A 22,091-nucleotide genomic window follows, 5' to 3' on the forward strand; every position below is an offset into this window, starting at 1 on the left:
AATTACTGTCTTTGCAGAAAAAATAGCACCATAAAGTTGTGGGAACGTTTGGAAGCAAAATAAAATTTCTCTTTTACTTGAAAGTTGTACTTCTCTAAACCAATTGTCTTTAGGTGTGCCAATGAAAATTTTGAAATCTCCTATCAAAAAAGCATTCATCTTCAGTCTAAAATCCCCGTTGTCTTTTGGCTTCAAAGATCAAGATGGCTGCAGCAACGGAAACATTCATAGAATCGATTTCGCCCTGCATTGGAATAATAATATTGCGCGTGGCTTCTTCTCGCCATGCTGCTGTCAAGCCAGTTGCCTCTGTTCCTACTACTAAAGCCGTTGGTGTGGTGTAATCTTGGGTATGATAGGAAGTGGAGTTTTGTAGCGTTGCACAATAAAAATTGATTTTTCGTTCCTTCAAAAAAGCAATAATTTCTGCTGTAGTTCCGGTTGCAATTTGGTTGGTAAACAAACAACCTACGCTGGAACGCACAATATTTGGGTTGTATAAATCGCTTTTTGGGTTGGCAATAATCACGGCATCCAGATTAGCAGCATCCGCAGTGCGCAACAAAGCGCCAATGTTTCCCGGTTTTTCAGGTGCTTCAGCAACTAGAATCAATGGGTTTTCGGATAATTCTAAATCGGATAATCGCAATGATTTGGTTTTGGCTATAGCCAAAATACCCTCGGTGGTATCGCGATAAGCCAGTTTCTGGTAGACTTCTTTGTTGATTTCGATCAATTCTGCATTTTCAGAAAATTGATGCGCTTCAGTTTCGGAACAAAGTTCAGGTAAAAACAATAAAGTTTCTATTTCGTAACCGCCTTTGATGGCAATTGAAATTTCCCGTTTTCCCTCTATCAAAAAAGTACCGGATTGTTTGCGCGCTTTTGCTTTTTCCTGCAATTGCACTAAGGATTTTATGTGCGGATTTTGTATCGAAGTAATTTGTTTCAAGGCTTTCCTCTATTTAATTAAACACGACAAAGATACACAGAGAAAATCCAGTTTTCTAATCTGATCCGAATATTTATTTGGAAGCAATAGCAGCATTAATGCCAGTTGCTTTGGTTATTTTTACGAGTATTTTCTTTATTTTTGTAAAAATTCCATATTTAAAAAATTTCAATCTAAATGTTTTACTTTCTAGACTTTGTCGGTACGATTGCTTTTACCATGTCAGGCGCATTGACCGCTATGAGTAAAAAACTCGATCCTTTTGGGGTGTTCATCATTGCGTTTGTAACGGCTGTTGGCGGGGGAACCTTACGAGATGTTATGATTGGTAGGACGCCCGTGGGCTGGATGCTGGACCTGAATTACGTGTATGTGATTTTTTTGGGGTTTGTTTTGTCGATTATTTTCAGGAAAAAATTTGATCGTTTGCGCACTTCTTTGTTTTTATTTGATACCGTCGGGCTGGGCGTTTTTACATTAATTGGTCTTGAAAAAGGAATAAATATTGGTTTGCATCCTGTTATATGCATTGCATTAGGAACGATCACAGCTTGTTTTGGAGGGGTTATTCGGGATATTTTATGCAACGATATTCCGGTGATTTTCAGGCGGGAAATTTACGCCACGATTTGTATTCTGGGCGGAATGCTATTTTTTATGCTTCGGGAATTTAATTTGGATAAGGATATTTTATACATAACAACGTCAATTTTTATTATTATAATTCGGTTGATGGCCGTAAAATTCAAATGGTATCTGCCCACTTTAGAACCTAAATAAAAAATGATTACTTTCACAAAGTCTAAAACCAAAGCGTGAAAAATTATACCGTCAAACGATATCAAAAAAGCGATTATGACCATTGGAATTCCTTTATTGGTCAAGCCAAAAATGCAACCTTTTTGTTTCACCGTGATTTTATGGAATACCATGAGGATCGCTTTGAAGATTTTTCAGTACTGATTTATGACAAACAAAAACTGGTAGCAGTTTTGCCAGCTAATAAACTGGAAAACAGCATTTTTTCACATCAGGGTTTGACCTATGGCGGCTTGGTTTATTCAGCTATAATAAAAGCAGAAATAGTAGCGGAACTTGTAGACTGTCTTTTGTCTTTTTTTAAAGACCATAGCATCCAATCCTTTTATTTGAAACAAATCCCTTTTTTTTATCTTTCAAAAGGAAATGCTGAAATGGAGTTTTTCCTGCTTAAAAAAGGCGCTTTTCTGGAGAAGAAAGAAATGAATTTGGCCATTAATTTAGCAATGCCACTGACTGTTTCTAAAAGTAAATTGAAGCATTTGAGAAAAATGGAAGCACTCGACTTGCAACTTGTCGAGGAAGCGGAGCCGGACTCTTTCTGGGAATTGGTTTTAGAACCAAGATTGCGTGAAAAATACAATGCAAAACCAGTTCATACCTTGCAAGAAATCACAAAATTAAAGATATTATTTCCGCAAAACATCAAACAATTTTCAGTGTATTATGACGATGTAATAGTTGCCGGAGTGACGCTGTTTGAAACCGAAACGGTGGTGAAATCACAATACGGAGCTACCACTAAAAAAGGCGAGGAGTTGCGCGCATTGGATTTTGCATTTATTACCTTAATAGAAAAATACAAAAAACAAGGCATGCTTTTTTTTGATATGGGTATTGTAAATGATACTAATGAAAGCGGATTTCATGCCGGACTTTTGAAACAAAAAGAAGAATTAGGCTGCACGGTATATGGCCAAGACTTTTATAAAATGAATCTAGTATGATACCATTTTTAGATTTAAAAAAAACAAACAAGCCCTATGAGACTGCTTTTCAGGAAAAATTAAAAGGGTTTTTAGCGAATGGTTGGTATATTTTAGGGAATGAAGTCAGCGAGTTTGAAACCAATTTTGCGGCTTATTGCGGAACAAAATACTGTATTGGGACGGGAAATGGTTTTGATGCTTTAGTGCTCATTTTTAAAGCCTATATCGTGTTAGGAAAACTGCAAAAAGGGGACGAAGTCATTGTGCCAGCAAACACGTACATTGCCAGTATTCTCGCTATTTTGCAAGCAGATTTAATTCCGGTTCTGAGCGAGCCAAAATTAGAAACCTATAACTTGGATCCCGATTTAATTACAGCAAAAATTACTTCTAAAACGGGAGCGATTCTAGTGGTTCATCTCTACGGACAGCTGGCAGAAATGGAGAAAATAAATGAAATTGCTGTAGCAAACAATTTATTAGTAGTAGAAGATGCGGCTCAGGCTCACGGGGCTTCCTTTGAAGATGAAAGTGCGAAGACCATAAACCAAAAGCCAAAAACCCAAGCCTATAGTTTTTATCCTGGGAAAAATCTAGGGGCATTGGGCGATGCCGGTGCCGTTACGACTAATGATTCTGAATTAGCCAGGGTTATTCAGTCGCTTCGAAATTACGGATCGGAAACCAAGTATTATAATGACTATGTAGGGATAAACTCCAGATTAGACGAATTGCATGCTGCTTTTTTAAATGTGAAATTACCGTTTTTAAATGCTGAGAACGACCGCCGAAGAACAATTGCCAATCGCTATTTATCAGAAATAAAAAACGATAAAATAATACTTCCATTTTGGGATTTGTCAAACAATCATGTCTTTCATTTATTTGTCATTCGAACTCAGGATAGAACGGATTTACAAGAATATTTACGTCAAAACGGAATTCAAACGGTTATCCATTATCCAGTTTCGCCCCACCGTCAAAAAGCTTTCTCTTCTGAGACTGCGGGATGGAATATGTTGTCCTTTCCAATTACTGAAAAAATTCATGAAGAAGTTTTGAGTTTGCCCATAAGTCCTGCCTTGACACCGGAGGAGGTTCGTCATATTATTGCAATTTTAAATACATATTAAAAAGTGTCCGATAGTAAAACGTCATATCATCGCATTGTAAAAACGACTTCGCTTTTTGGAGGTGTTCAGTTTTTTATGATTATTATTGGGGTTATCCGGACTAAGTGTATTGCTGTTTTTATTGGGCCTGAGGGAATGGGGATTATTTCTTTGTTGAACTCGGCGATGAATCTTGTGGGCGGTGTTACTGGTTTAGGGATTGAAACCAGTGGTGTAAAACACCTTTCCAGTAGCTACAAAAACGACAATTTAAGTACGATTGCATCTGTAGCAGCACTTATAAAAAAGCTCGCAGTACTAACCGGGATTTTAGGATGCGTTCTTGTGATCCTGTTTTCTAGTTGGCTGAGCCAAATTACTTTTGGGAATTCGAATCATACTTTTACCTTTGTTTTTATTTCGATCACCTTGTTGTTCCGGCAATTAATGATTGGCCAGCTGGTTGTTTTGCAGGGTTTAAGAAAAATGCGGTTTTTAGCCAAAGCTAATTTTTATGGAAATGGATTGGGGTTGTTAGTTTCAATTCCGTTGTATTATTATTACCGGATTGATGCCATTGTCCCAACCATCATAGTTGCCTCTTTAGCCTCACTATTGGTTTCTTTTTATTATTCGAAAAAAATACCATTTGAAAAAAATGTGTTTTCCAAAGAACAAGGAAATGCCGAAGGAAAAAGTATTATTAGACTAGGTATTTTATTGACATTAAGTGGTTTGCTGACCTTGTTATCAACGTATTTGATTCAAATTTTTGTTGGAAAATGGGGTAGTTTAGAACAAGTTGGGTTTTACAATGCCGGTTTCACCTTGTTGAATTCCTATGTGGGAGTAATTTTTACGGTCATGAGTACCGATTATTTTCCAAGATTAGCGTTCATTAGTACGGATAATGAAAAAGTAAGAACCAGTGTTGTTCAGCAATCGTTTGTTTCAATATTGATTATTACACCGGTAATCATTTTGTTTTTAACGTGCATTCCGTTGATTGTGAAAATTATATTTACACCGGAATTCAACGCCATTATTCCAATGGTTTGTTTTGGAATAATAGCAATGTTGTTTCGGGCCGTTTCGTGGTCAATGGGCTATATTTTGATTGCCAAAGGCGATTCGAAAATGTTTATGCGAACTGCTGTTGGATTTAATAGCATTTCGCTTATTTTGAATATTTTTGGGTATTATTATTATGGTTTGGAAGGTCTTGGATTTAGTTTTTTGCTCTATTATTTCATTCATTTTTTGGGTTTAAAAATAATCACCAAAAAAAGATATGGGTTTTATTTTGAAAGCGATTTTTATAACACTTATTTAATTTGCATCTTGCTGTGTGTGGCAACTTTTTTGTTCAGATACCTTCCAAATCCAATTTTAAAGTATGGCTTAATGTCACTAATGGTAGTAGTGTCGATTGTTTTTGTTTTATTTGAAATGAACAAAAAGACCGCATTAAAAGAATTGTTCAATGCTATAATTAAGAAAAAGAATGATTGAAATACTTAAGAATGTTTACAGAAAAGTAAGATTTTTTTATCATCGGTTACAACTGTATTATTCCGTAAACTGGACCAAAACACTGTACTTTAATTTTAAAAAATTCCCGTATCCTATTGCTAAGCAGCTCCCTGTATTTTTTTATGGAAAAGTAAAATTTACTTCAATAACGGGTGCAATCAAAATTGAGGGAGTTGTCAAAAAGGGAATGATCGGTTTTGGACAACCTTATGAAATGAACACGCTTCACAAAGGAATTGCCGAAATTACTATTTTGGGAACGCTCATTTTAAAAGGTCACATACAATTAGGTAAAGATTATTTTATTTATGTTGGTGACGGTGGATTGTGCGAATTGGGACACATGGCTTCATTGGCCTCAAATGCAAAATTGATTTGTATGGAGCATGTTGTATTAGGGGATTACGCCCGTTTTGGTTCGGAATCACAAATTATGGACACTAATTTCCATCAGATGATGGATACTACAACGGGTGAAAAGTTTAAAATGACAGCACCAATTAGAATAGGAAATTACAACTATGCAGCCAGCAGGGTTACGGTACTGCAAAATACGACTACCCCTGATTTTTGTACGATAGGCTCCAGTAGTGTGTGTACTGCGGATTATACGTCATTTGGTTCAAATATTTTGATTGGTGGTATTCCGGCAAAATTTATAAAAAACGCCATTTCCAGAGATTGGGAAGGAGAGAAAGCCTTGCTGGACGAGTATTTGATAGTGTAGTTTATGAAGCTAACAAATGAAATCGCAACTTAATTTCCATAATAATATAGCGCAGTAACAACGTATTATGAGCAGTTTTATAGGCGAGAATCATCTCAAAATGAATGCGTTTTAAAATTGCTTTATCCTCTTTTTTTGTTCTATTGAGCCCAATTGCTTTTTTAAGTATCAAATATGTACTCTGATTAATTTTTCTGGCTCTGGCATCTTTTTTCTTAAAAAAATGCGTGCCTAGGGAGTGGTGTACAATTCTTTTTTGAACCAGAATAGCATCAATAAAGTCAAATTCGTACGTTCGGGAAGCCCGAATCCAAAAATCCAAATCCTCGTACGCCAGCGTTTCATCATAGCCGTTCAAAGCATCGAACAGTGATTTTTTGACCATTGATGAAACGGAGCAAATACAGTCACCACCAGAAAGAAATGATTCATAAATATCTCCCGTTGTTCTTTCCTTGACTACCTTTTGAAAGCTATCAACAGGGAAATAATAAGATTCGTGTTTGCCTTTTTCAGTGATTAATTCGACGTTTCCATATACAATTCCAAGATTTTTAAAAGTTGTGTTGTTGAAAGCATTTATTTGTGAAGTGATGCAATTGGGCAATAATACATCATCAGCAGCCAAGTCAATAATATAATCCCCTTTTGCTGTTTTTAAGGCATTATTGAAAGACTTAGTATTCCCTAAATTAGTGTCATTGGCTATAAATGGAATTTGTGGATAATCCAGAAGCCATTTCTCAATTACGGATTTAGAATTATCAGTACTGCAATCGTCTACGATAATCAACTCAATAGTATTGTAGTGTTGGTTTAATACGGACATTAAGCTCTCTATTACATAATCTTTATGATTGTAACACAAACAAATAACGGTGACTAGTGGATTATCTTGCATGTTTTTTTAAAAGCGTTATATTTGAGACGAAAATAACAAATTGAGAATGATAATACCCAATAAAAAATATAAAATCGCATTAATAGGGTACCGATTAAGTGATGGAGGTGCTGAAAAAGTGATGGCTGTTTTATCCTTTTTTTTTGAAAAACAGGGCATAGAAGTTCATACTATTATTGTTCTGGATGCCGTTTCCTATTCCTATTCCGGAAAATTAGTCAATTTGGGTAAAATGAAAAACAAAACCAACGGTTTTTCAAATAAATTCAGTCGGTTTTTATTTTTGAAGAACTATTTGAAAGAGCATGAATTTGATTTTATTATTGATTTCCGATTTAGGATAAAACCCATTCAAGAATTATTAATTTCAAAATGGCTTTATAAAACCAATACTATTTTCACCGTGCACAGTTATTTGATTAATCATTATATGCCCAATTGGTCGGTGCTTACCCGATACATGTATGGAAATTGTTATAAAGTGGTTAGTGTTTCTAATCAATCGAAAGAGTTAATAGCGCGAAAGCACCAGCTGAAAAACGCAATTACCATTTACAACCCTATAGATATTGAGGAAATTGTCAGGAAGAGTGAAGAACCTGTTTCACTTAACTTCAAGTATATTATTGGGATAGGTCAAATGGAAACTAATATCAAGCAATTTGATAAATTAATTGAAGCGTATGCCCATTCGACTTTATCCCAAAAAGGGATACATTTGGTTTTATTAGGGGAAGGCAAAAGAAAAAATATTCTTTTAAAGTTAGTAAAAGAAAAAAAGCTGGGAGATAAAGTTCATTTTTTAGGGTTTAAACAGAATCCGTTTAAGTACCTGAAAAATGCTAAATTTTTTGTTTTGAGTAGCTTGAATGAAGGACTGCCAAATGTTCTACTAGAATCATTAGCCTGTAATACGCCGGTAATATCCTTTGACTGCTTAGCCGGTCCAAGTGAAATAATTGTAAATAAAGAAAATGGTTTATTAGTTGAAAATCAAAATGGTAGTAAAATGACGGAAGCGATGAATTTATTCATTGAAGACGAAGTATTGTATCAGCATTGTAAACAAAATGCATTGGCAAGCGTACAATCCTTCTCAATTGAAAATATAGGCATGCAATGGTTAGATGTAATGAAAATTAGCAGAAAATGACAACAGTAGAAAACGTACAAGTATTAAAAATTCCTGTAATAGACGATGTTCGTGGAAACTTAGCCTACATTCAAAGTGGTGTAATTCCATTTGAATTCAAACGAATTTACTATCTCTTTGATGTGCCTAGTACTGCTTTTAGAGGCGGTCATTCCCATATTCAGCAACAAGAAATTTTAATTGCATTGAGCGGTAGTTTTGAGGTGGTTGTTCATGACGGTATCGAGAAAAAAAGCTACCTATTAAATAAACCAAACGTAGGTTTACTTATTACAACAGGAATTTGGAGAGAACTGCAAAACTTTTCTTCGGGATCAGTTTGCTTGGTTTTAGCCTCAGATATGTTTAAAGAAGAAGATTATATCAGAGATTATGACGAATTTTTGAAATCAAAAAAATGAAGTTGCTATTTGTAGTTCCTAACATTAATAACGCCGGAGGTGTGGCAAGAGTTATTGCTGTCAAAGCCAATTATCTGGTTGAACAATTAGGCTATGAAGTTGTTATTCTGACTCAAAACGGAGGTCATTCTCCTTTGTTTTATTCTTTTAATAAGAAGATCACTTTTCACGATATGATTTTAAAAGGAAAAAATCTTTCTTTTTTGAAAGCGTATTGTAAGAAACTAAACAGTTGTATTAAGACTGTAAACCCGGATATTATACTTGTTTGTGATAATGGTCTAAAGGCATATTTAATTCCTTTTATTATAAAATATAAAATTCCTCTGGTGCTAGAAATGCATAGTTCCAGGTTTATTGAAGAAAGTGAAATTGTGACAAACAGTTTTACTAAATTGTTCTCGAATCTTGTTTTACAACTGAAAAAAAACGGAATAAAAAAATACAATCGATTTGTTGTTGAAACAAACGAGAGTATTTCAGAATGGAACATAAAAAACACACTGGTTATTGCGAATCCTTTATGGTTTGTAACGGAAAAATCTGGTGAATTAACAAACAAAAAAGTAATTGCGGTAGGGCGACATACGTACGAAAAAGGTTTTGACAGCATGTTGCACATCTGGAAAAAAGTGGTTTTAAAACATCCAGATTGGATATTGGAAATTTATGGAAAATCTAATGAAAATATCGATTTAAAACAACTTGCCCAAAAATTGGATGTTTCAAATAATATAGTTTTTTATGAACCTGTTCAGAATATTAACGAAAAATATTTAGATGCTTCATTTTATCTGATGACGTCTCGATATGAAGGTTTTGGAATGGTGTTAATTGAGGCAATGGCTTCCGGATTACCCTGTATTGCTTACGATTGTCCTTGCGGACCAAGAGCAATAATCACGCATAAAGAAGATGGATTTTTGATTGAAAACGGGAACGAATCGGATTATGTAGCGGCTATAGAAATTTTAATCGAAAACGAGGTGTTACGAAGTGAAATGGCAAAAAAGGCAAAATTATCGAGTAAAAAATATCACATCGATGCCATTATGCAAACTTGGCATCAATTGTTTATTGGACTCAAAAAAGGAGTTTAGGTTCTGCTCTTAAAGTCAATGGAGCATAAATAACCTGCTCTGAACAAATTAAAAACCAGTATATTAGGATTGTCTCCGGTCAAGTTTTTAAATAATAATTTTTCAAAAACGGCATTTATTTTTGAAATAATAAAAGTTGATTTGGTTGTTTTTAAAAAATGATACAGTTGCAATAATCGTACAAATTTAATGTCAATTTTTTTCTTCTGATACAATAAATTTAAATTTTCTAAAGACTCTTTGGTCTTGTTCAAATACACTAGATTAGTGTCTAAATCGCCATGTTCAACAGGGTTTTCTATATGGCTTACTTTGGATTTTAATTTGCTTAGTTGAAACGAGAGTTGGGTGTCATCGTGACCATATTTTTTTATGGTTTTGTCAAATTGTACTGTGTCAAAACAGACTTTTTTAATTATGGTATTATTAAAAAGTAGTGAGTGATAGGGTTTTGTCTTTCTGTTTGCAGCGGATTTATCTTCAATGAATCTTCCGTACTTCCACCGTAGTTTTTGATTATCAGAAGGACATTTTTCTGGATGCAAGCGTCCTCCATAAACCACATCAAAATCAAATAAATTTGATAAATATCTTTTGATATAATCAGAATTCACAATAGTAGAATCCCCGTCTATAAAAAGTAAATACTCAAATTTTGCTTTTTCGGCAAGTGAATTCCTGTTTTCTCTGTGGGCAATGTTTTCTTTTAATGAAACAAAACTGCAGTGAGAAAGCAAATTTATTTTTTCATTAAAAATATTTAGGGAAGAATCAGAAGCATCATCTTGGCATAAAATCTCAAAATCAATATTGCATTCCAAACATTGTTTGCGCAGCTCCAATGCTAAAGGATACACATTATAATTGTATATTGGGATAAGAATAGAAAGCATTACACGGCTCTCTGTTGCACTACTTCAAAAATTCGTTCGTCCTCACATTTTAATGTTTTCGAAGGGAATTTCATAAGCAACGCATAATCATGAGTGGCCATAATGACTGTTTTTCCATTGGCATTGATGCTTTTTAAAACTTCCAAGACTTCAGCACTGGTTTGTGGATCCAGATTCCCGGTAGGTTCATCCGCAAGTATAAGTTCAGGATCGTTGAGTAAAGCTCTGGCAATGGCAACACGTTGTTGCTCACCACCTGAAATTTGGTGTGGCATTTTGTTGCCAAACTCTTTCATTGCTACTTTGTCCAGCACCTCATCAATTTTTCGCTGCATTTCATCAGCATCAGTCCAGCCTGTAGCTTTCAGGACAAATAACATATTGTCTTTAATGGTTCTGTCCGGCAGTAATTTGAAATCCTGAAAAACGATTCCAATTTTTCTTCTCAAAAACGGAATGTCATCTTCTTTTAAGGTGGCTAAATCAAAGTCAACAATACTTCCTTCGCCTTCTTTTAAAGCCAAATCACCATACAAGGTCTTCATTAAGCTGCTTTTTCCGGAACCTGTTTTTCCTATAATATACAGGAATTCACCATGTTTTACCTCCAAATTTACATGAGCTAAAATAGTTTTTTGTTCTTGGAAAATAGTAACGTTTTTTAAAGACAGGACGGATTGTGACATAATACAGTTTATTTATGGGGTAAAAGTAACAAGATAACGGTTCTATTCAAAATAAATTCTATTCTATTCAACGGATTTTCAAAAAACAGGTATAAACAAGGGAAAGTCCGAATTTTATTTAAAGCCAATTTATCCGCACTTTATTGCTGCTTGAAGTTCCCATTTTAGCATAAAAAAAGAGTAGAAAATGAAGGTTTTCTACTCTTTTAATGAAATATAATTTGTTAAGGACCTTTTCAGTAGCCTCACTCAAACAGGATAGTTTTGTTGCTTTAAGGAACAAATGAAATCAAGACGGAAGTTCTTATTTTTTAAAGCGCAATCCTCTATCGGGATAATCCGTTATGATGCCATCAACTCCCCAACCTAGAACCGTTTTCATCCGACTTGCTTCATTAATAGTCCAAGGAATAACTTTCATTCCTTTGGCATGTAATTCCGCTACAATTTCGGCAGTCAATAGCGTATGTTCTGGACTGTAGCTGTCTGGGATAAATCCCAAAGCATCTAAATTTGTTTTGACACTATCTTTGTACACCAGAGCCGCTAGTTTGTAATCAGGGTAGGCTTGATGGATATAGCGCAGTACTCTAAAATCAAAACTCTGGATAGTTAGTCTTTCCATAGGGATACGCCCTTGGATTGTTTTAATAAATAAATCCGCAAAAACCTGAGGTGTTGGATGGTATTTATTGTCCCCCTCTGGAGTACTTTTTATTTCAATATTATAGAAGATCTTTTGGTCAGATAAAAGTTCAGACTGCGCAATTACATCCAACAGCAATGGTTTTGAAACCCTACTATTAGTCTGCTCCGGAAATTGTGGATGTTCGATGGTGCCACAATCATAGTGCTGTACTTGTGAATAAGTAGTCTGATAGATATTTAAGTTTAATTCGTCCTCCTTGTTAATAGTGTTTCCTAAACTATCCAAACAAATTATGTGGTTGAAAAAAGGATCATGTGATACCAGTATTTGGTCGTCCTTTGTAACAACTACGTCTAGCTCTAAGGTGTTTACTCCCAATTTGATTGCGTTTTCAAAGGCAACTAACGAATTTTCGGGGTAGAGTCCTCTTGCTCCACGATGCCCCTGTAAATCAAAATTAAAGTGAGTTTGAATTTCACCAGGAAGTAATTGGACTGTTTGTTTTTCTTGTTTAGCCTTGCAACCTAGCAGGCACAATACTAAAACTACTGTGATTAAAATTTTATTCATATTTTTATTGTAAGATTGTTTGGTTTAAAAAGCGTACCGTAGCCCGATAAACACCTTGCCAATCCTTAGAGCGCAAATCACATGCAATAACATGATCACCACTTTCTGGAAAGGCTATTTTTGTTTTTTTATTTTCAGGGGTTCCTAAAGAGTTATACATTGTATGCATGGCAGAAACGGAAACGACTTGGTCTTGTTCTTTTTCGTTTTTGTAATAATAGCCTAAGAAAACCGGACACTTGACCTTTGTAAATGTAGTTTCGGTCATGTTTTGCTTAAGCATAGTGATTAAGGAAACATAGCCATTGATGTGGTAATTGGTAGACCAGTACTTAGCTTGTTCCTCTGGGCGGTTTTGTGTTCGCATATTGCCACCAATAGTTTCTTTGAATTTCTCTCTACCACCAGGCAGGATGATACCCGCCATAGCAGGATTAAATAAATCGACAAAAGGCGAATAGAGGATCAATCCCGAGATGCTAGGATCTTCGGATGCCAATTTCAAGCTTAAAGTTCCTCCCGTCGAGGTACTGACCAAAATTACTTTTTCTCCCAGTTTTTTCCCAATTTCTAGTGCTTGTTGAGCAGAGGCAATATAGTTTTCAGGCGTAAGAAATTCGAAGGTGTTTTTACGATAAAGACCATGTTCCTCTAAACGCGAGAGGTAGATGTTGGCTTTGTATTTTGTAGAAAGCTTTTTTAAAACCGGTTCTCCCTCACGGTGACTGGCACCAAAACCATGCAAATAAACAAAAGCAACAGCTGTTTTTTTGTTTTTATACCCATCAGCCCATATTATTTTAGCCGCATTGTTTGGCTTGATTCCAATTACTTTGGCCTCTGTAGTAGCGAGATAGGAATCTAAGCTGGATATTTCTACTGTGCTTATTCCTACTTGGCTAAAAATAGAAGTACAAAAAAAGAGTGCTGCAAGTAGTGTGTTTATTGTTTTTTTCATTTTTGTTAAAATTTAACAGCCATTTGTACACCATAGAACTGAGGTGCACCAGCTATAAAAGTTGGTATTCCAAAAGCACCACCGGTATTTCCGGCATCAATAATATACTTTTTGTCAAAAAGATTAGTCATGAATAATCCTATTTCGTATTTTTTTCTAATGGTTAATCCTGTTCTGATATTCAAAAGACCATACCCTGCTTGTGAAATATTAGGTAAGTTTGTTTCTTCAAAAAACACTTTCGATTTGTATGTATAGCTTGGTCTAAGGTAAAGGTCTAAGATAGTGTTTACAGATGGATTGTAATTAAAACCAACAGAAAAGGAATGTTTTGGAGTCAATCGAAAAGTATTTCCCGCCAATTGTTGTTGGTTTCCGTCTGAATCCGTTTCATCAAAGGCAGCATCGATGTACGCATAATTGACAAAGAAAGAACTGTTTTTTGTAAACTGATATTGCAAGGCCGTTTCAAAACCAAAAGTTGAGGCAGAACCGCTGTCATTTGGCTGAATCACTAAACCATTCTGTTCGTCTAATCGTGCGATAGTCGTTTGAAAATTGCTGTAATCGTATATAAAAGCATTGATGTCAAATTGCAATCGGTTGTTTAGGAAGAGAGATTTGGCGCCAAATTCATAAGACCATACCGTTTCATCCGATAATACATTAACAGTTTTCGCGGTAACATTAATTACGTTAGGTCTTCGGCCTCTGGCAACATTCCCAAAAAGAGTAATGTGGTCCGTTATATCATAATTTATAGCAAATCGTCCAACAGCTGAGGTGAAGGTTTCGCTGGCAGTACGTTTTCCATTTGTAGGAGCAAATAAGTTGTTAGGAAAAACTCCTAAAAAATTACCCAATACACCAGGCTGATCTGCATTTTGAACCTCTAAACCGGCATTACTATTTTCTAAAGTAGCTCTTACACCCAAAGTAAAAGTCAATTTATCAGTTAAATCATAAGATGCATCTGCGAAGATATCTCCAGAATAATTCTCTCCAAAATTGGTTGATTTTTCTTTGTTGAAAGCTAAAAGCGGAGCTCCTGCCAATGGACCAAAAGCAGGGTCGTTTGGAATATTTGGGTATAAGGTAGGAACGCCATTAACGATTAGTGTGTTTCTAGCTGCCAATAAGGCAAAATAACTTTGTTCATTTACTTCAAAAGGAACCGCTTGAGATCCTTTTTCGTAAAAAGCATTTGCGCCAACGAAACCGGATAATTTATTTTTATCATTAAAATTAAATCTCATTTCTTGGCTGAATTGTTTTCCTTCGGCAATTTCTCTAAAGTAAAGCACTGGAGCTGCCGTACCATCGGCATCAAAAGCTTCATCTGATTTAAATTCTCTGTAAGCTGTGGTGGCGGTCATATCCCAATTAGGATTGATTTCAGATTTCAATATCGCTGTAAGACCATAAACTTTTCTGTCGATCCCCAATTCGGTTCCTCTTTCTAAGTCCGCAAAGGTATTTGGGTTGGTTGTTCCGCCTAAAGGGGCATAAGTTCCGCTTTTGAAACCCGTTCCCGGTGGGGTATCCTGTTGCCAGTTTGCAATTAAATCTAAACTGGTTTTATCACTCATTAAATATTTTAAGGAAGTTCTAAAAGCTAGTGTTTCTTTACCATTCAAGTTGCCTCCGGATCTGTTTTCTATAAAACCATCTCTTTTACTCAGGATTCCGGCTACTCTTACAAATAGTTTGTCCTTAATAAGGGAAGTGTTTACAAACCCATTCATTGAGAACTGGTTGTAATTACCCGTTCCTATTTTTAGTTCTCCTGAATTTTCGTTTTTAGCTTTGTTTTGAATAATATGCATGGCACCAATTTGTGCACCTCTGCCAAAAAGAGTTCCCTGAGGGCCTTTTAGAACTTCAACGCGTTCAATGTCAAATAACTCTACTACAGATCCTCTGGATTTACTGATGGAAACGCCATCTTGAAAAATTGAAACGCGTGGTTCTACTCGAGAATCCCCACTATCACTGGTAATCCCTCTAATAACGATCCCAGGATTATTTACACTTTGAATCTGGATTTGTAATCCAGGAACATAATCTGAAAAGGCATCATATTCTGAAATCCCTAAATTTTCAATAAATTTCCCCCCATAAGAGGTAATGGCGATGGGAACATCTTTATTTAATTGTTCTCTTTTTTGGGCGGTAACAATAATACCATCTAATTGAAAGGAACTTTCTTTTAAAATAAAATTTTGTGTTGTTTCGGATTGGTTTAAGGAGATTGAAATTTTTTGGCTTTCGTAACCAAGATAGGCCACTTGAATTGTGTAAGTGCCGAATTTTATATTTTGCAATTGGTAACTTCCAGCAATATCAGTTATCGTGTTCTTAGATGTGGTATTAATGTTGATTGATGCACCAATAAGAGGTTTGCCTGATTCGTCTGTAATAATTCCATTTAAAGTGCTGTTTTCTTGTGCTTTAATAGTAAAAAACCATAGTGTACTCAATAAAATAAAATAGTAATTAACTTTCATTTTTTTTATATGTTTATGTTTAAATTTATTAAAGTAAAGATATTTTTAAGGTGTTAAGTCAAAACTCGTTGTCCGTTACTATTGTGTTAACGGATCCGGTGATCAGGTTATTAAAAGGTATAATAATTGGTCAGTCTGTTTTAAGAAGGTTAAATTATAAACGGTTAAAAAAAAATATTCATAATAAAAACCAATCGCAATTCGTTATAAAGATCAGAATGCAATACATTTGAATTATTAAAATAAAACCACAATGCGTAAAATTTCTTGGCTTTTCTGTAGTTTCTTCATTAGTAGCACTATCAGTATTTCGGCACAAAAATCAACTATTTATACCCACGATTTAAAGGATTTCAACAAAGCGGTTTCGTTGTTTAACGAAGAACAATATGCATCGGCACAAATTATTTTTAATAAAGTAAAAGAATCCGCCGGCACCGATGAATTAAAATCAGATTGTGCCTATTATGTGGCAAATTGCGCCATTCGTACTAATCAAGCCAATGCAGATCAGATGATGGAACGCTTTGTTTCGGATTATCCTACGAGTGTCAAACAAAATCAAGCGTATATCGAGGTGGCACAGTATCATTTTAGTTTGGGAAATTATCCCCAAGCCCTGCAATGGTTTGACAAAGTGGATGAAAGGAATCTGAGCAGAAAGGAACAAGACCAGTTTAATTTTCAAAAAGGGTATAGTTTTTTTAATGCCAAAAAGAAAAAAGAGGCAACTGTTTATTTTAATAAAGTGGTGAATGCTCCTGAATATGGTTCGCAAGCTAAATATTACTTGGGATTTATGGCCTATGAAGGAGATGATTATAAGCAAGCGACAAAATATTTTGACGCCGTTTCCGGAGAAGAAAAATACAAGGAAAAACTGTCTTATTATCAGGCGGATATGAATTTTAAATTAGGAAATTTCCAAAACGCAATTGATTTAGGGGAAAAAGCAATGGCCAAATCAAATCCTTTAGAAAAATCGGAACTTAATAAAATCATTGGCGAAAGCTATTTTAATTTAAAAAAATACGATACCGCAATTCCCTATTTAGTTGCTTATCAAGGTAAAAAAGGAAGATGGAATAATACGGATTTTTACCAATTAGGATATGCGTATTACAAACAAAAAGACTACGAAAATGCCATTTCTCAGTTCAATAAAATCATAGGTGGGAAAGATTTTGTTGCACAAAACGCCTATTATCATTTGGGGGAAAGTTACCTCAATACAAACAAGAAACAGCAAGCTTTAAATGCTTTCAAAAATGCGTCGGAAATGTCATTTGACGAAGCAATACAGGAAGATGCGGGTTTGAATTACGCTAAATTAAGCTATGAACTTGGAAATTCCTATCAAAGTGTGCCTGCAATTTTGCATGCTTTTTTGAAGAAATACCCCAATAATGCCAACCGTTCAGAAATAGAAAGACTCTTGATTGATTCTTATATTTCTTCTAAAAACTATAAAGAGGCCTTAGTAATATTGGAAAAAAACAGATCCCCTGAAAACAAATTAGCGTACCAGAAAGTTACTTTTTTCAATGGGTTAGAATTGTATACAGACGGTGATTATCCGGAAGCCTTGACTATGTTTACGCAGTCTATGAACGAACAGAAAGATCCGTATTTTACTGCCAGAGCGGCTTTCTGGAAAGCAGAAACAGAATATGTTTTGAATGATTTTAAAAATGCGTTGTTGAGTTTCAAACAATTTGCAGGCTTTGCACAAGCCTCAAAAACTCCTGAATATAAAAATCACAATTACACGATTGCGTATGCTTATTTCAAATTGAAAGAGTACGATCAGGCAGGAAATTATTTCGAAAATCAGATTGAAAAAGCACCAGAGGATAAAGTACGTTTGAATGATTCGTATTTGCGTTTGGCAGATTGTCGTTTTGTAACCTCAAAATACGGTCCCGCAATGGATGCGTACTCTAAAGTGATAGCCTCTAAAAGTGTCGATGCGGATTATGCGTATTTTCAAAAAGCAATTTCCTATGGATTTATGGATAAAAACGATAAAAAAATAGAGGAATTGAATGCTTTTTTACAATTGTATCCAAAATCGGGTTACCGAGATGATGCTTTATTTGAACTAGGGAATACGTATGTTGCCGAAAATAAAAATGATTTGGCTTTAAAAGCGTATGAGCAACTGAATACAGAATTCAAAAAGAGTTCTTTTGCCTCAAAATCTATTTTGCGCCAGGGATTAATTTATTTTAATTCAGACAGGAATGATCAGGCAGTAGTGAAGTTTAAGAAAGTAGCGGCTGAATTCCCTCGGTCTCCGGAGGCATTAGAAGCAGTAGCTGCAGCCCGATTAATTTACGTAGATACGGGCCGAGTAGATGAATATGCAATTTGGGTACGTACCCTAGATTTTGTGGCTGTCACGGATGCAGAGCTGGATAATGATACATTTGAAGCTGCCGAAAAACAATTTCAACAAAACAATACCAAACAGGCAATTACAGGTTTCAGCGGGTATTTAAGTCAATTTTCCCCAGGAATACACGCCTTGAAGGCTAATTATTACCTGGCGCAATTGTATTTTTCTGAAGGATCTGAAAGCAAATCAATTCCTAATTATGAATTTGTAATAGCCCAATCCAGAAGTGAATTTACGGAGCCATCTTTAGTGCGTTTGGCACAGTTTTTTCTGAAAAATAAGGAATATGACAAAGCAATTCCGGTATTGTCCCGTCTAGAAAACGAAGCAGATGTTTCTCAGAATAAAACATTTGCACAATCCAATCTGATGAAATGTTTTTATGAAAATAAGGACTATCCAAATTCAGTAGTGTACGCGGAGAAAGTCTTAATGAATCCAAAGACTGATGATAATGTCAAAAGTGATGCGCAAATTATCATTGCACGCGCAGCAATGCAAACTGGTGATGAAGCCATAGCACGAGCGGCTTATGCCAAAGTAATGACAATTGCTAAGGGGGAATTAGCGGCCGAAGCCCTGTACTACGATGCTTATTTTAAAAATAAAGAAGAAAATTTTGAAGCTTCTAATGTTGCCGTTCAAAAATTAGCCGAAAATTATGCGAGCTATAAGTATTTTGGAGCCAAAGGATTAGTCTTAATGGCGAAAAATTTTTACGGACTCAAAGACAGCTATCAGGCGACTTACATTTTAGAAAACGTCATTCAGAATTTTACTGATTTTCAGGATGTAGTTTCAGAGGCACAAACTGAATTAGAAAGAATTAAAGCGGAAGAGTCCAAAACAAATGCATCGATAACTAAATAAAGCTGTGAGTGGAAGTTAGAAAAACAACCAAAATCAACGCGAAAAAATAACTGAAAACAAAAAAAAACATACGGAATGAATCTACCTTTTTACATCGTTGATGTTTTTGCAGAGAATAAATATACAGGCAATCAACTCGCGGTTTTTTTAGGTGCTGATTCCTTGAGCGACCAGCAGCTGCAGACAATTGCCCGCGAAATCAACTTTGCCGAAAGCACCTTTATTACTAAGCTTCAACCGGAGAATAAAACTGCTGCGATTAGGATTTTCACACCAGACCACGAAATGCAGTTTGCAGGCCATCCAATCATAGGAACATCATGGGTTTTGATGCATAAAATATTTGAGAATAAACCTGAAAAGATTTCGCTGTCGGTTCCAATTGGTGAAATTCCGGTACATCAATCGGGAGATTTGGTTTGGCTACAGGCGGCTCAACCGGAGTTTTTGAATACTTTTTTAACGGAAGATTTTTTATCCTTCAGCAATTTAAGCAGAGCTGATTTTGAGGATGAATTTCCCATTCAGGAAGTGACTACAGGAAGCGCTTTTGTGATTGTTCCTATTAAAAGTAAAAAGGCACTAGAGCATTTGATTCTTGATAAGGATAAAATGAACGAATGGCTGCATGCACACTGCAAAACCAGTCATAGAGCGTTGTATTTTTATTGTTTGGTAGAAAAAAAGCTGAGTAGCAGGATGTTTTGTATTGAAGCAAATCAGCTTATAGAAGACGCGGCTACGGGAAGTGCGAGCACGTGTTTACAGGCTTTTCTTTTAAAATATCACTCGCCGGAAATTCAAATGATTAATCATCAGGGCGATTTTATAAACAGAGCCTCTCAGATTTATTTCGATGGAAAATTAGCTGAAAATCAGTTTGATATTAAAATTGGGGGAAAAACACAATACCTCGCAAAAGGAGAATGGGAAGTGTAACGTACCGGTTAAAAATGCAGTAGTAAAAAAAGTAGCAGTAGGAAGTTAGCAGTAAAAAAATAAAACATGACATTTAAAAACAAAGTAATATCGGTTATAAATAATAGCGTAACGTTTTCGGATCCGTTCCCTTTGGGGAGCGTTGGGTTGGGGATTTTATTTCTTTTCGTTTCTCAAGTTTCATTTGCACAAAAGAAAGAGCAAATAGGTACCGAGACCGTAAATGTAGTCAAGCCATTCACACCAACCATATTAGATGCTTTCAAAGTGAAGGAAACACCGTTGCTGGACGAAGAAGATAACACAAAAAAGGAAACCGTAAAGTATACTATTTTCTCTTTCCCGGTAGCATCAACTTTCACGCCGTCTAAAGGAAAAGCAGCAGGCGTAGAGAAAGAAAAAGAAGCCGTTTTGTTTCAAAACTACGCCACATTTGGTGTAGGGAATTACGGAACCTTTGTAGGGGAATTATATGTGAATCATGACCTTAATGCTACGGATTATATTGGTGGCATGTTTCGGCATCACTCCTCCCAAGGGGGTATTGAAAAGGTGATTCTGGACGATCGTTTTTATGACACTTCGATTGATTTGATGTATGGATCAAATCGAAAAGAAGTTTCATGGAATCTGGATTTAGGATATCAAAACCAAACGTACAATTGGTATGGATTACCGGCTGATTTTGGTACTACGCTGGCGCCTCAGGACAGAGCAATCTTGATCAGTGGAATCAGGCCGCAGCAATCCTACAGTACGCTGACGTTAGGAGGGAATGTAGCTTTTAACGAAAGTTTTTTTAATAAAATGAGTCTAAAATTTAATCATTTTTCTGATATTTTTGATTCTTCAGAAAATAGGTTTTACGCCAAGCCAACTGTAGAATTTGATGTGATAGATAGTGCTGTAAAAACTGACTTAATCATAGATTATGTTGGTGGAAGTTTCAATAATAATTATTTAAATACCAATACAGAACCAATCAAATACGGTTTTACAAATCTGGGAATTGCACCTAGTTTTGTGATGCAGGAGGAGGATTGGACACTGAATATTGGTGCCGCTATTTTTTATAGTCTGGACAATCAAAACAGCAATAATAAATTTTTTGTGTATCCAAAATTTAACGCTTCCTATAATGTTGTTGGTGATTTGATGATTTTTTATGCGGGAGCCGAAGGAAATTTAAAACAAAACTCGTACCAGGACTTTGTAGATGAAAATCCTTTTTTGTCACCAACACTCGCTATTGCACCTACGGATCAGCAGTATGATGTTTTTGCAGGATTAAAAGGGAAATTGACTAATAATATGAGTTATAATATAAGAGGTTCCTATATTAATGAGCGCAACAAGGCTTTGTTTAAAAGCAATAATTACAATGAAAATGCAACCAATCAGGACTATGCTTTTGGGAATTCTTTTCAAGTGGTGTATGACGATATGAGAACGTTGAATTTTTATGGAGAAGTAAAAGCTGATTTTTCTAAGAACGTGACTTTTGGAATCAACGGAAGCTTTAGCAGTTTTACAAATGATTTTCAACAAGAAGCGTGGAATTTGCCGGCTATAAAATTAAATTCAAGCTTGGATGTTAACATAACAGAGAAGTGGTTTGCTGGTACAAATGTGTTCTATGTGGGCGAGCGAAAAGATTTTCAGGTTAATACCAATGTGGTGACTAACGCTGCTCCTGTAACTTTGAAGTCTTATTTTGATGTCAATGCAAATGTTGGTTACAAATATAGCGACCGATTGACTGCTTTTGCCAGAGCCAATAATATCACTAATAATGCCTACCAAAAATGGCAAAATTATCCAGTGCAGGGATTTCAGGTGATTTTAGGCGTGAACTATAAATTTGATTTTTAATCCCTACTCCAGCCCTACCCGAAGGAGAAGGAGCCGAAAAGTAAAACAATCTTCGCTTTTTTTATTTAAAAACTTTGAATGCCTGACAGGGTTCAAAACCCTGTAAGGCATGTAAATCTACT

General features: G+C 35.5%; 18 protein-coding genes. 11 read left to right on the forward strand and 7 right to left on the reverse strand.

Annotated features, from left to right (window positions below):
• Window positions 1-166: 166 nt before the first annotated feature.
• Window positions 167-952 carry an RNA methyltransferase gene (locus EKM03_RS06375; protein ID WP_126556320.1) on the reverse strand — a complete coding sequence of 262 codons (786 nt, stop codon included), beginning with the start codon at window positions 950-952 and terminating at the stop codon, window positions 167-169.
• A 177-nt stretch (window positions 953-1,129) separates the two neighbouring features.
• Between EKM03_RS06375 and EKM03_RS06380 the strand changes: the two genes are divergently transcribed.
• From EKM03_RS06380 to EKM03_RS06400, 5 genes are read left to right on the forward strand one after another with little or no spacing between them, the layout of a single operon-like run.
• Entirely contained in the window at window positions 1,130-1,732 is a 603-nt protein-coding gene (locus tag EKM03_RS06380) for a trimeric intracellular cation channel family protein (RefSeq protein ID WP_126556317.1), read from the forward strand.
• A gap of 35 nt (window positions 1,733-1,767) precedes the next feature.
• Window positions 1,768-2,718 carry a GNAT family N-acetyltransferase gene (locus EKM03_RS06385; RefSeq protein WP_126568245.1) on the forward strand — a complete coding sequence of 317 codons (951 nt, stop codon included), beginning with the start codon at window positions 1,768-1,770 and terminating at the stop codon, window positions 2,716-2,718.
• Complete coding sequence (locus EKM03_RS06390) at window positions 2,715-3,833, forward strand: DegT/DnrJ/EryC1/StrS aminotransferase family protein (RefSeq protein WP_126740048.1); 1,119 nt, start codon at window positions 2,715-2,717, stop codon at window positions 3,831-3,833. Before EKM03_RS06385 ends, EKM03_RS06390 begins: the two co-directional genes overlap by 4 nt.
• Window positions 3,834-3,836: 3 nt before the next feature.
• A complete protein-coding gene (locus EKM03_RS06395; RefSeq protein ID WP_126556309.1) occupies window positions 3,837-5,324 on the forward strand; it encodes an oligosaccharide flippase family protein in 1,488 nt (495 codons plus the stop codon).
• Window positions 5,317-6,072 carry a transferase gene (locus tag EKM03_RS06400; protein WP_233579286.1) on the forward strand — a complete coding sequence of 252 codons (756 nt, stop codon included), beginning with the start codon at window positions 5,317-5,319 and terminating at the stop codon, window positions 6,070-6,072. Before EKM03_RS06395 ends, EKM03_RS06400 begins: the two co-directional genes overlap by 8 nt.
• Window position 6,073: 1 nt before the next feature.
• On the opposite strand, the gene EKM03_RS06405 is transcribed toward EKM03_RS06400, so the two are convergent.
• Entirely contained in the window at window positions 6,074-6,973 is a 900-nt protein-coding gene (locus EKM03_RS06405) for a glycosyltransferase (protein ID WP_126740049.1), read from the reverse strand.
• A 46-nt stretch (window positions 6,974-7,019) separates the two neighbouring features.
• Here EKM03_RS06405 and EKM03_RS06410 point away from each other — a divergent pair, with 46 nt between their 5' ends.
• From EKM03_RS06410 to EKM03_RS06420, 3 genes are read left to right on the forward strand one after another with little or no spacing between them, the layout of a single operon-like run.
• The gene (locus EKM03_RS06410; protein WP_126740050.1) at window positions 7,020-8,126 is read left to right on the forward strand and encodes a glycosyltransferase; all 1,107 of its coding nucleotides are present in this window, start codon (window positions 7,020-7,022) and stop codon (window positions 8,124-8,126) included.
• Window positions 8,123-8,527, forward strand: coding sequence for an FdtA/QdtA family cupin domain-containing protein (locus EKM03_RS06415; protein ID WP_126461096.1), 405 nt, complete (start codon window positions 8,123-8,125; stop codon window positions 8,525-8,527). The genes EKM03_RS06410 and EKM03_RS06415 overlap by 4 nt, the downstream gene beginning before the upstream one ends.
• Window positions 8,524-9,627, forward strand: a complete 1,104-nt coding sequence (locus tag EKM03_RS06420; protein ID WP_126564268.1) for a glycosyltransferase family 4 protein — start codon at window positions 8,524-8,526, stop codon at window positions 9,625-9,627. Before EKM03_RS06415 ends, EKM03_RS06420 begins: the two co-directional genes overlap by 4 nt.
• On the opposite strand, the gene EKM03_RS06425 is transcribed toward EKM03_RS06420, so the two are convergent.
• The 5 genes from EKM03_RS06425 to EKM03_RS06445 form a co-directional block, all read right to left on the reverse strand.
• Window positions 9,624-10,520 (reverse strand): glycosyltransferase family 2 protein, encoded by an 897-nt coding sequence (locus tag EKM03_RS06425; RefSeq protein WP_126740051.1) that lies wholly within the window; start codon window positions 10,518-10,520, stop codon window positions 9,624-9,626. The genes EKM03_RS06420 and EKM03_RS06425 overlap by 4 nt on opposite strands.
• The gene (locus EKM03_RS06430) at window positions 10,520-11,206 is read right to left on the reverse strand and encodes a cell division ATP-binding protein FtsE (RefSeq protein ID WP_126461087.1); all 687 of its coding nucleotides are present in this window, start codon (window positions 11,204-11,206) and stop codon (window positions 10,520-10,522) included. The genes EKM03_RS06425 and EKM03_RS06430 overlap by 1 nt, the downstream gene beginning before the upstream one ends.
• 304 nt (window positions 11,207-11,510) lie before the next feature.
• The gene (locus EKM03_RS06435) at window positions 11,511-12,425 is read right to left on the reverse strand and encodes a glycerophosphodiester phosphodiesterase (RefSeq protein WP_126740052.1); all 915 of its coding nucleotides are present in this window, start codon (window positions 12,423-12,425) and stop codon (window positions 11,511-11,513) included.
• A gap of 4 nt (window positions 12,426-12,429) precedes the next feature.
• Complete coding sequence (locus tag EKM03_RS06440; protein ID WP_126740053.1) at window positions 12,430-13,383, reverse strand: carboxylesterase; 954 nt, start codon at window positions 13,381-13,383, stop codon at window positions 12,430-12,432.
• Between the two features lie 5 nt (window positions 13,384-13,388).
• A complete protein-coding gene (locus EKM03_RS06445; RefSeq protein ID WP_126556292.1) occupies window positions 13,389-15,890 on the reverse strand; it encodes a TonB-dependent receptor in 2,502 nt (833 codons plus the stop codon).
• A 253-nt stretch (window positions 15,891-16,143) separates the two neighbouring features.
• On the opposite strand from EKM03_RS06445, the gene EKM03_RS06450 reads away from it, so the two are divergent.
• The 3 genes from EKM03_RS06450 (at window position 16,144) to EKM03_RS06460 (ending at window position 21,969) form a co-directional block, all read left to right on the forward strand.
• A complete protein-coding gene (locus tag EKM03_RS06450) occupies window positions 16,144-19,158 on the forward strand; it encodes a tetratricopeptide repeat protein (RefSeq protein WP_126564264.1) in 3,015 nt (1,004 codons plus the stop codon).
• 75 nt (window positions 19,159-19,233) lie between these two features.
• Window positions 19,234-20,097: a PhzF family phenazine biosynthesis protein gene (locus EKM03_RS06455; protein WP_126461071.1), complete on the forward strand. Its 864-nt coding sequence runs from the start codon at window positions 19,234-19,236 to the stop codon at window positions 20,095-20,097.
• Between the two features lie 66 nt (window positions 20,098-20,163).
• Entirely contained in the window at window positions 20,164-21,969 is a 1,806-nt protein-coding gene (locus EKM03_RS06460; protein WP_158615223.1) for a TonB-dependent receptor, read from the forward strand.
• The last annotated feature ends 122 nt before the right edge of the window (window positions 21,970-22,091 follow it).

It is taken from the genome of Flavobacterium sp. GSP6, assembly GCF_003984855.1.
GTDB lineage: Bacteria > Bacteroidota > Bacteroidia > Flavobacteriales > Flavobacteriaceae > Flavobacterium.

Coding starts and splice junctions, on each gene's coding strand:
- EKM03_RS06440 (WP_126740053.1), bottom strand. CDS start 13,383: ATGAAAAAAACAATAAACACACTACTTGCAGCACTCTTTTTTTGTACT.
- EKM03_RS06430 (WP_126461087.1), bottom strand. CDS start 11,206: ATGTCACAATCCGTCCTGTCTTTAAAAAACGTTACTATTTTCCAAGAA.
- EKM03_RS06390 (WP_126740048.1), top strand. CDS start 2,715: ATGATACCATTTTTAGATTTAAAAAAAACAAACAAGCCCTATGAGACT.
- EKM03_RS06445 (WP_126556292.1), bottom strand. CDS start 15,890: ATGAAAGTTAATTACTATTTTATTTTATTGAGTACACTATGGTTTTTT.
- EKM03_RS06455 (WP_126461071.1), top strand. CDS start 19,234: ATGAATCTACCTTTTTACATCGTTGATGTTTTTGCAGAGAATAAATAT.
- EKM03_RS06405 (WP_126740049.1), bottom strand. CDS start 6,973: ATGCAAGATAATCCACTAGTCACCGTTATTTGTTTGTGTTACAATCAT.
- EKM03_RS06425 (WP_126740051.1), bottom strand. CDS start 10,520: ATGCTTTCTATTCTTATCCCAATATACAATTATAATGTGTATCCTTTA.
- EKM03_RS06435 (WP_126740052.1), bottom strand. CDS start 12,425: ATGAATAAAATTTTAATCACAGTAGTTTTAGTATTGTGCCTGCTAGGT.
- EKM03_RS06460 (WP_158615223.1), top strand. CDS start 20,164: ATGACATTTAAAAACAAAGTAATATCGGTTATAAATAATAGCGTAACG.
- EKM03_RS06400 (WP_233579286.1), top strand. CDS start 5,317: ATGATTGAAATACTTAAGAATGTTTACAGAAAAGTAAGATTTTTTTAT.
- EKM03_RS06410 (WP_126740050.1), top strand. CDS start 7,020: ATGATAATACCCAATAAAAAATATAAAATCGCATTAATAGGGTACCGA.
- EKM03_RS06420 (WP_126564268.1), top strand. CDS start 8,524: ATGAAGTTGCTATTTGTAGTTCCTAACATTAATAACGCCGGAGGTGTG.
- EKM03_RS06450 (WP_126564264.1), top strand. CDS start 16,144: ATGCGTAAAATTTCTTGGCTTTTCTGTAGTTTCTTCATTAGTAGCACT.
- EKM03_RS06380 (WP_126556317.1), top strand. CDS start 1,130: ATGTTTTACTTTCTAGACTTTGTCGGTACGATTGCTTTTACCATGTCA.
- EKM03_RS06415 (WP_126461096.1), top strand. CDS start 8,123: ATGACAACAGTAGAAAACGTACAAGTATTAAAAATTCCTGTAATAGAC.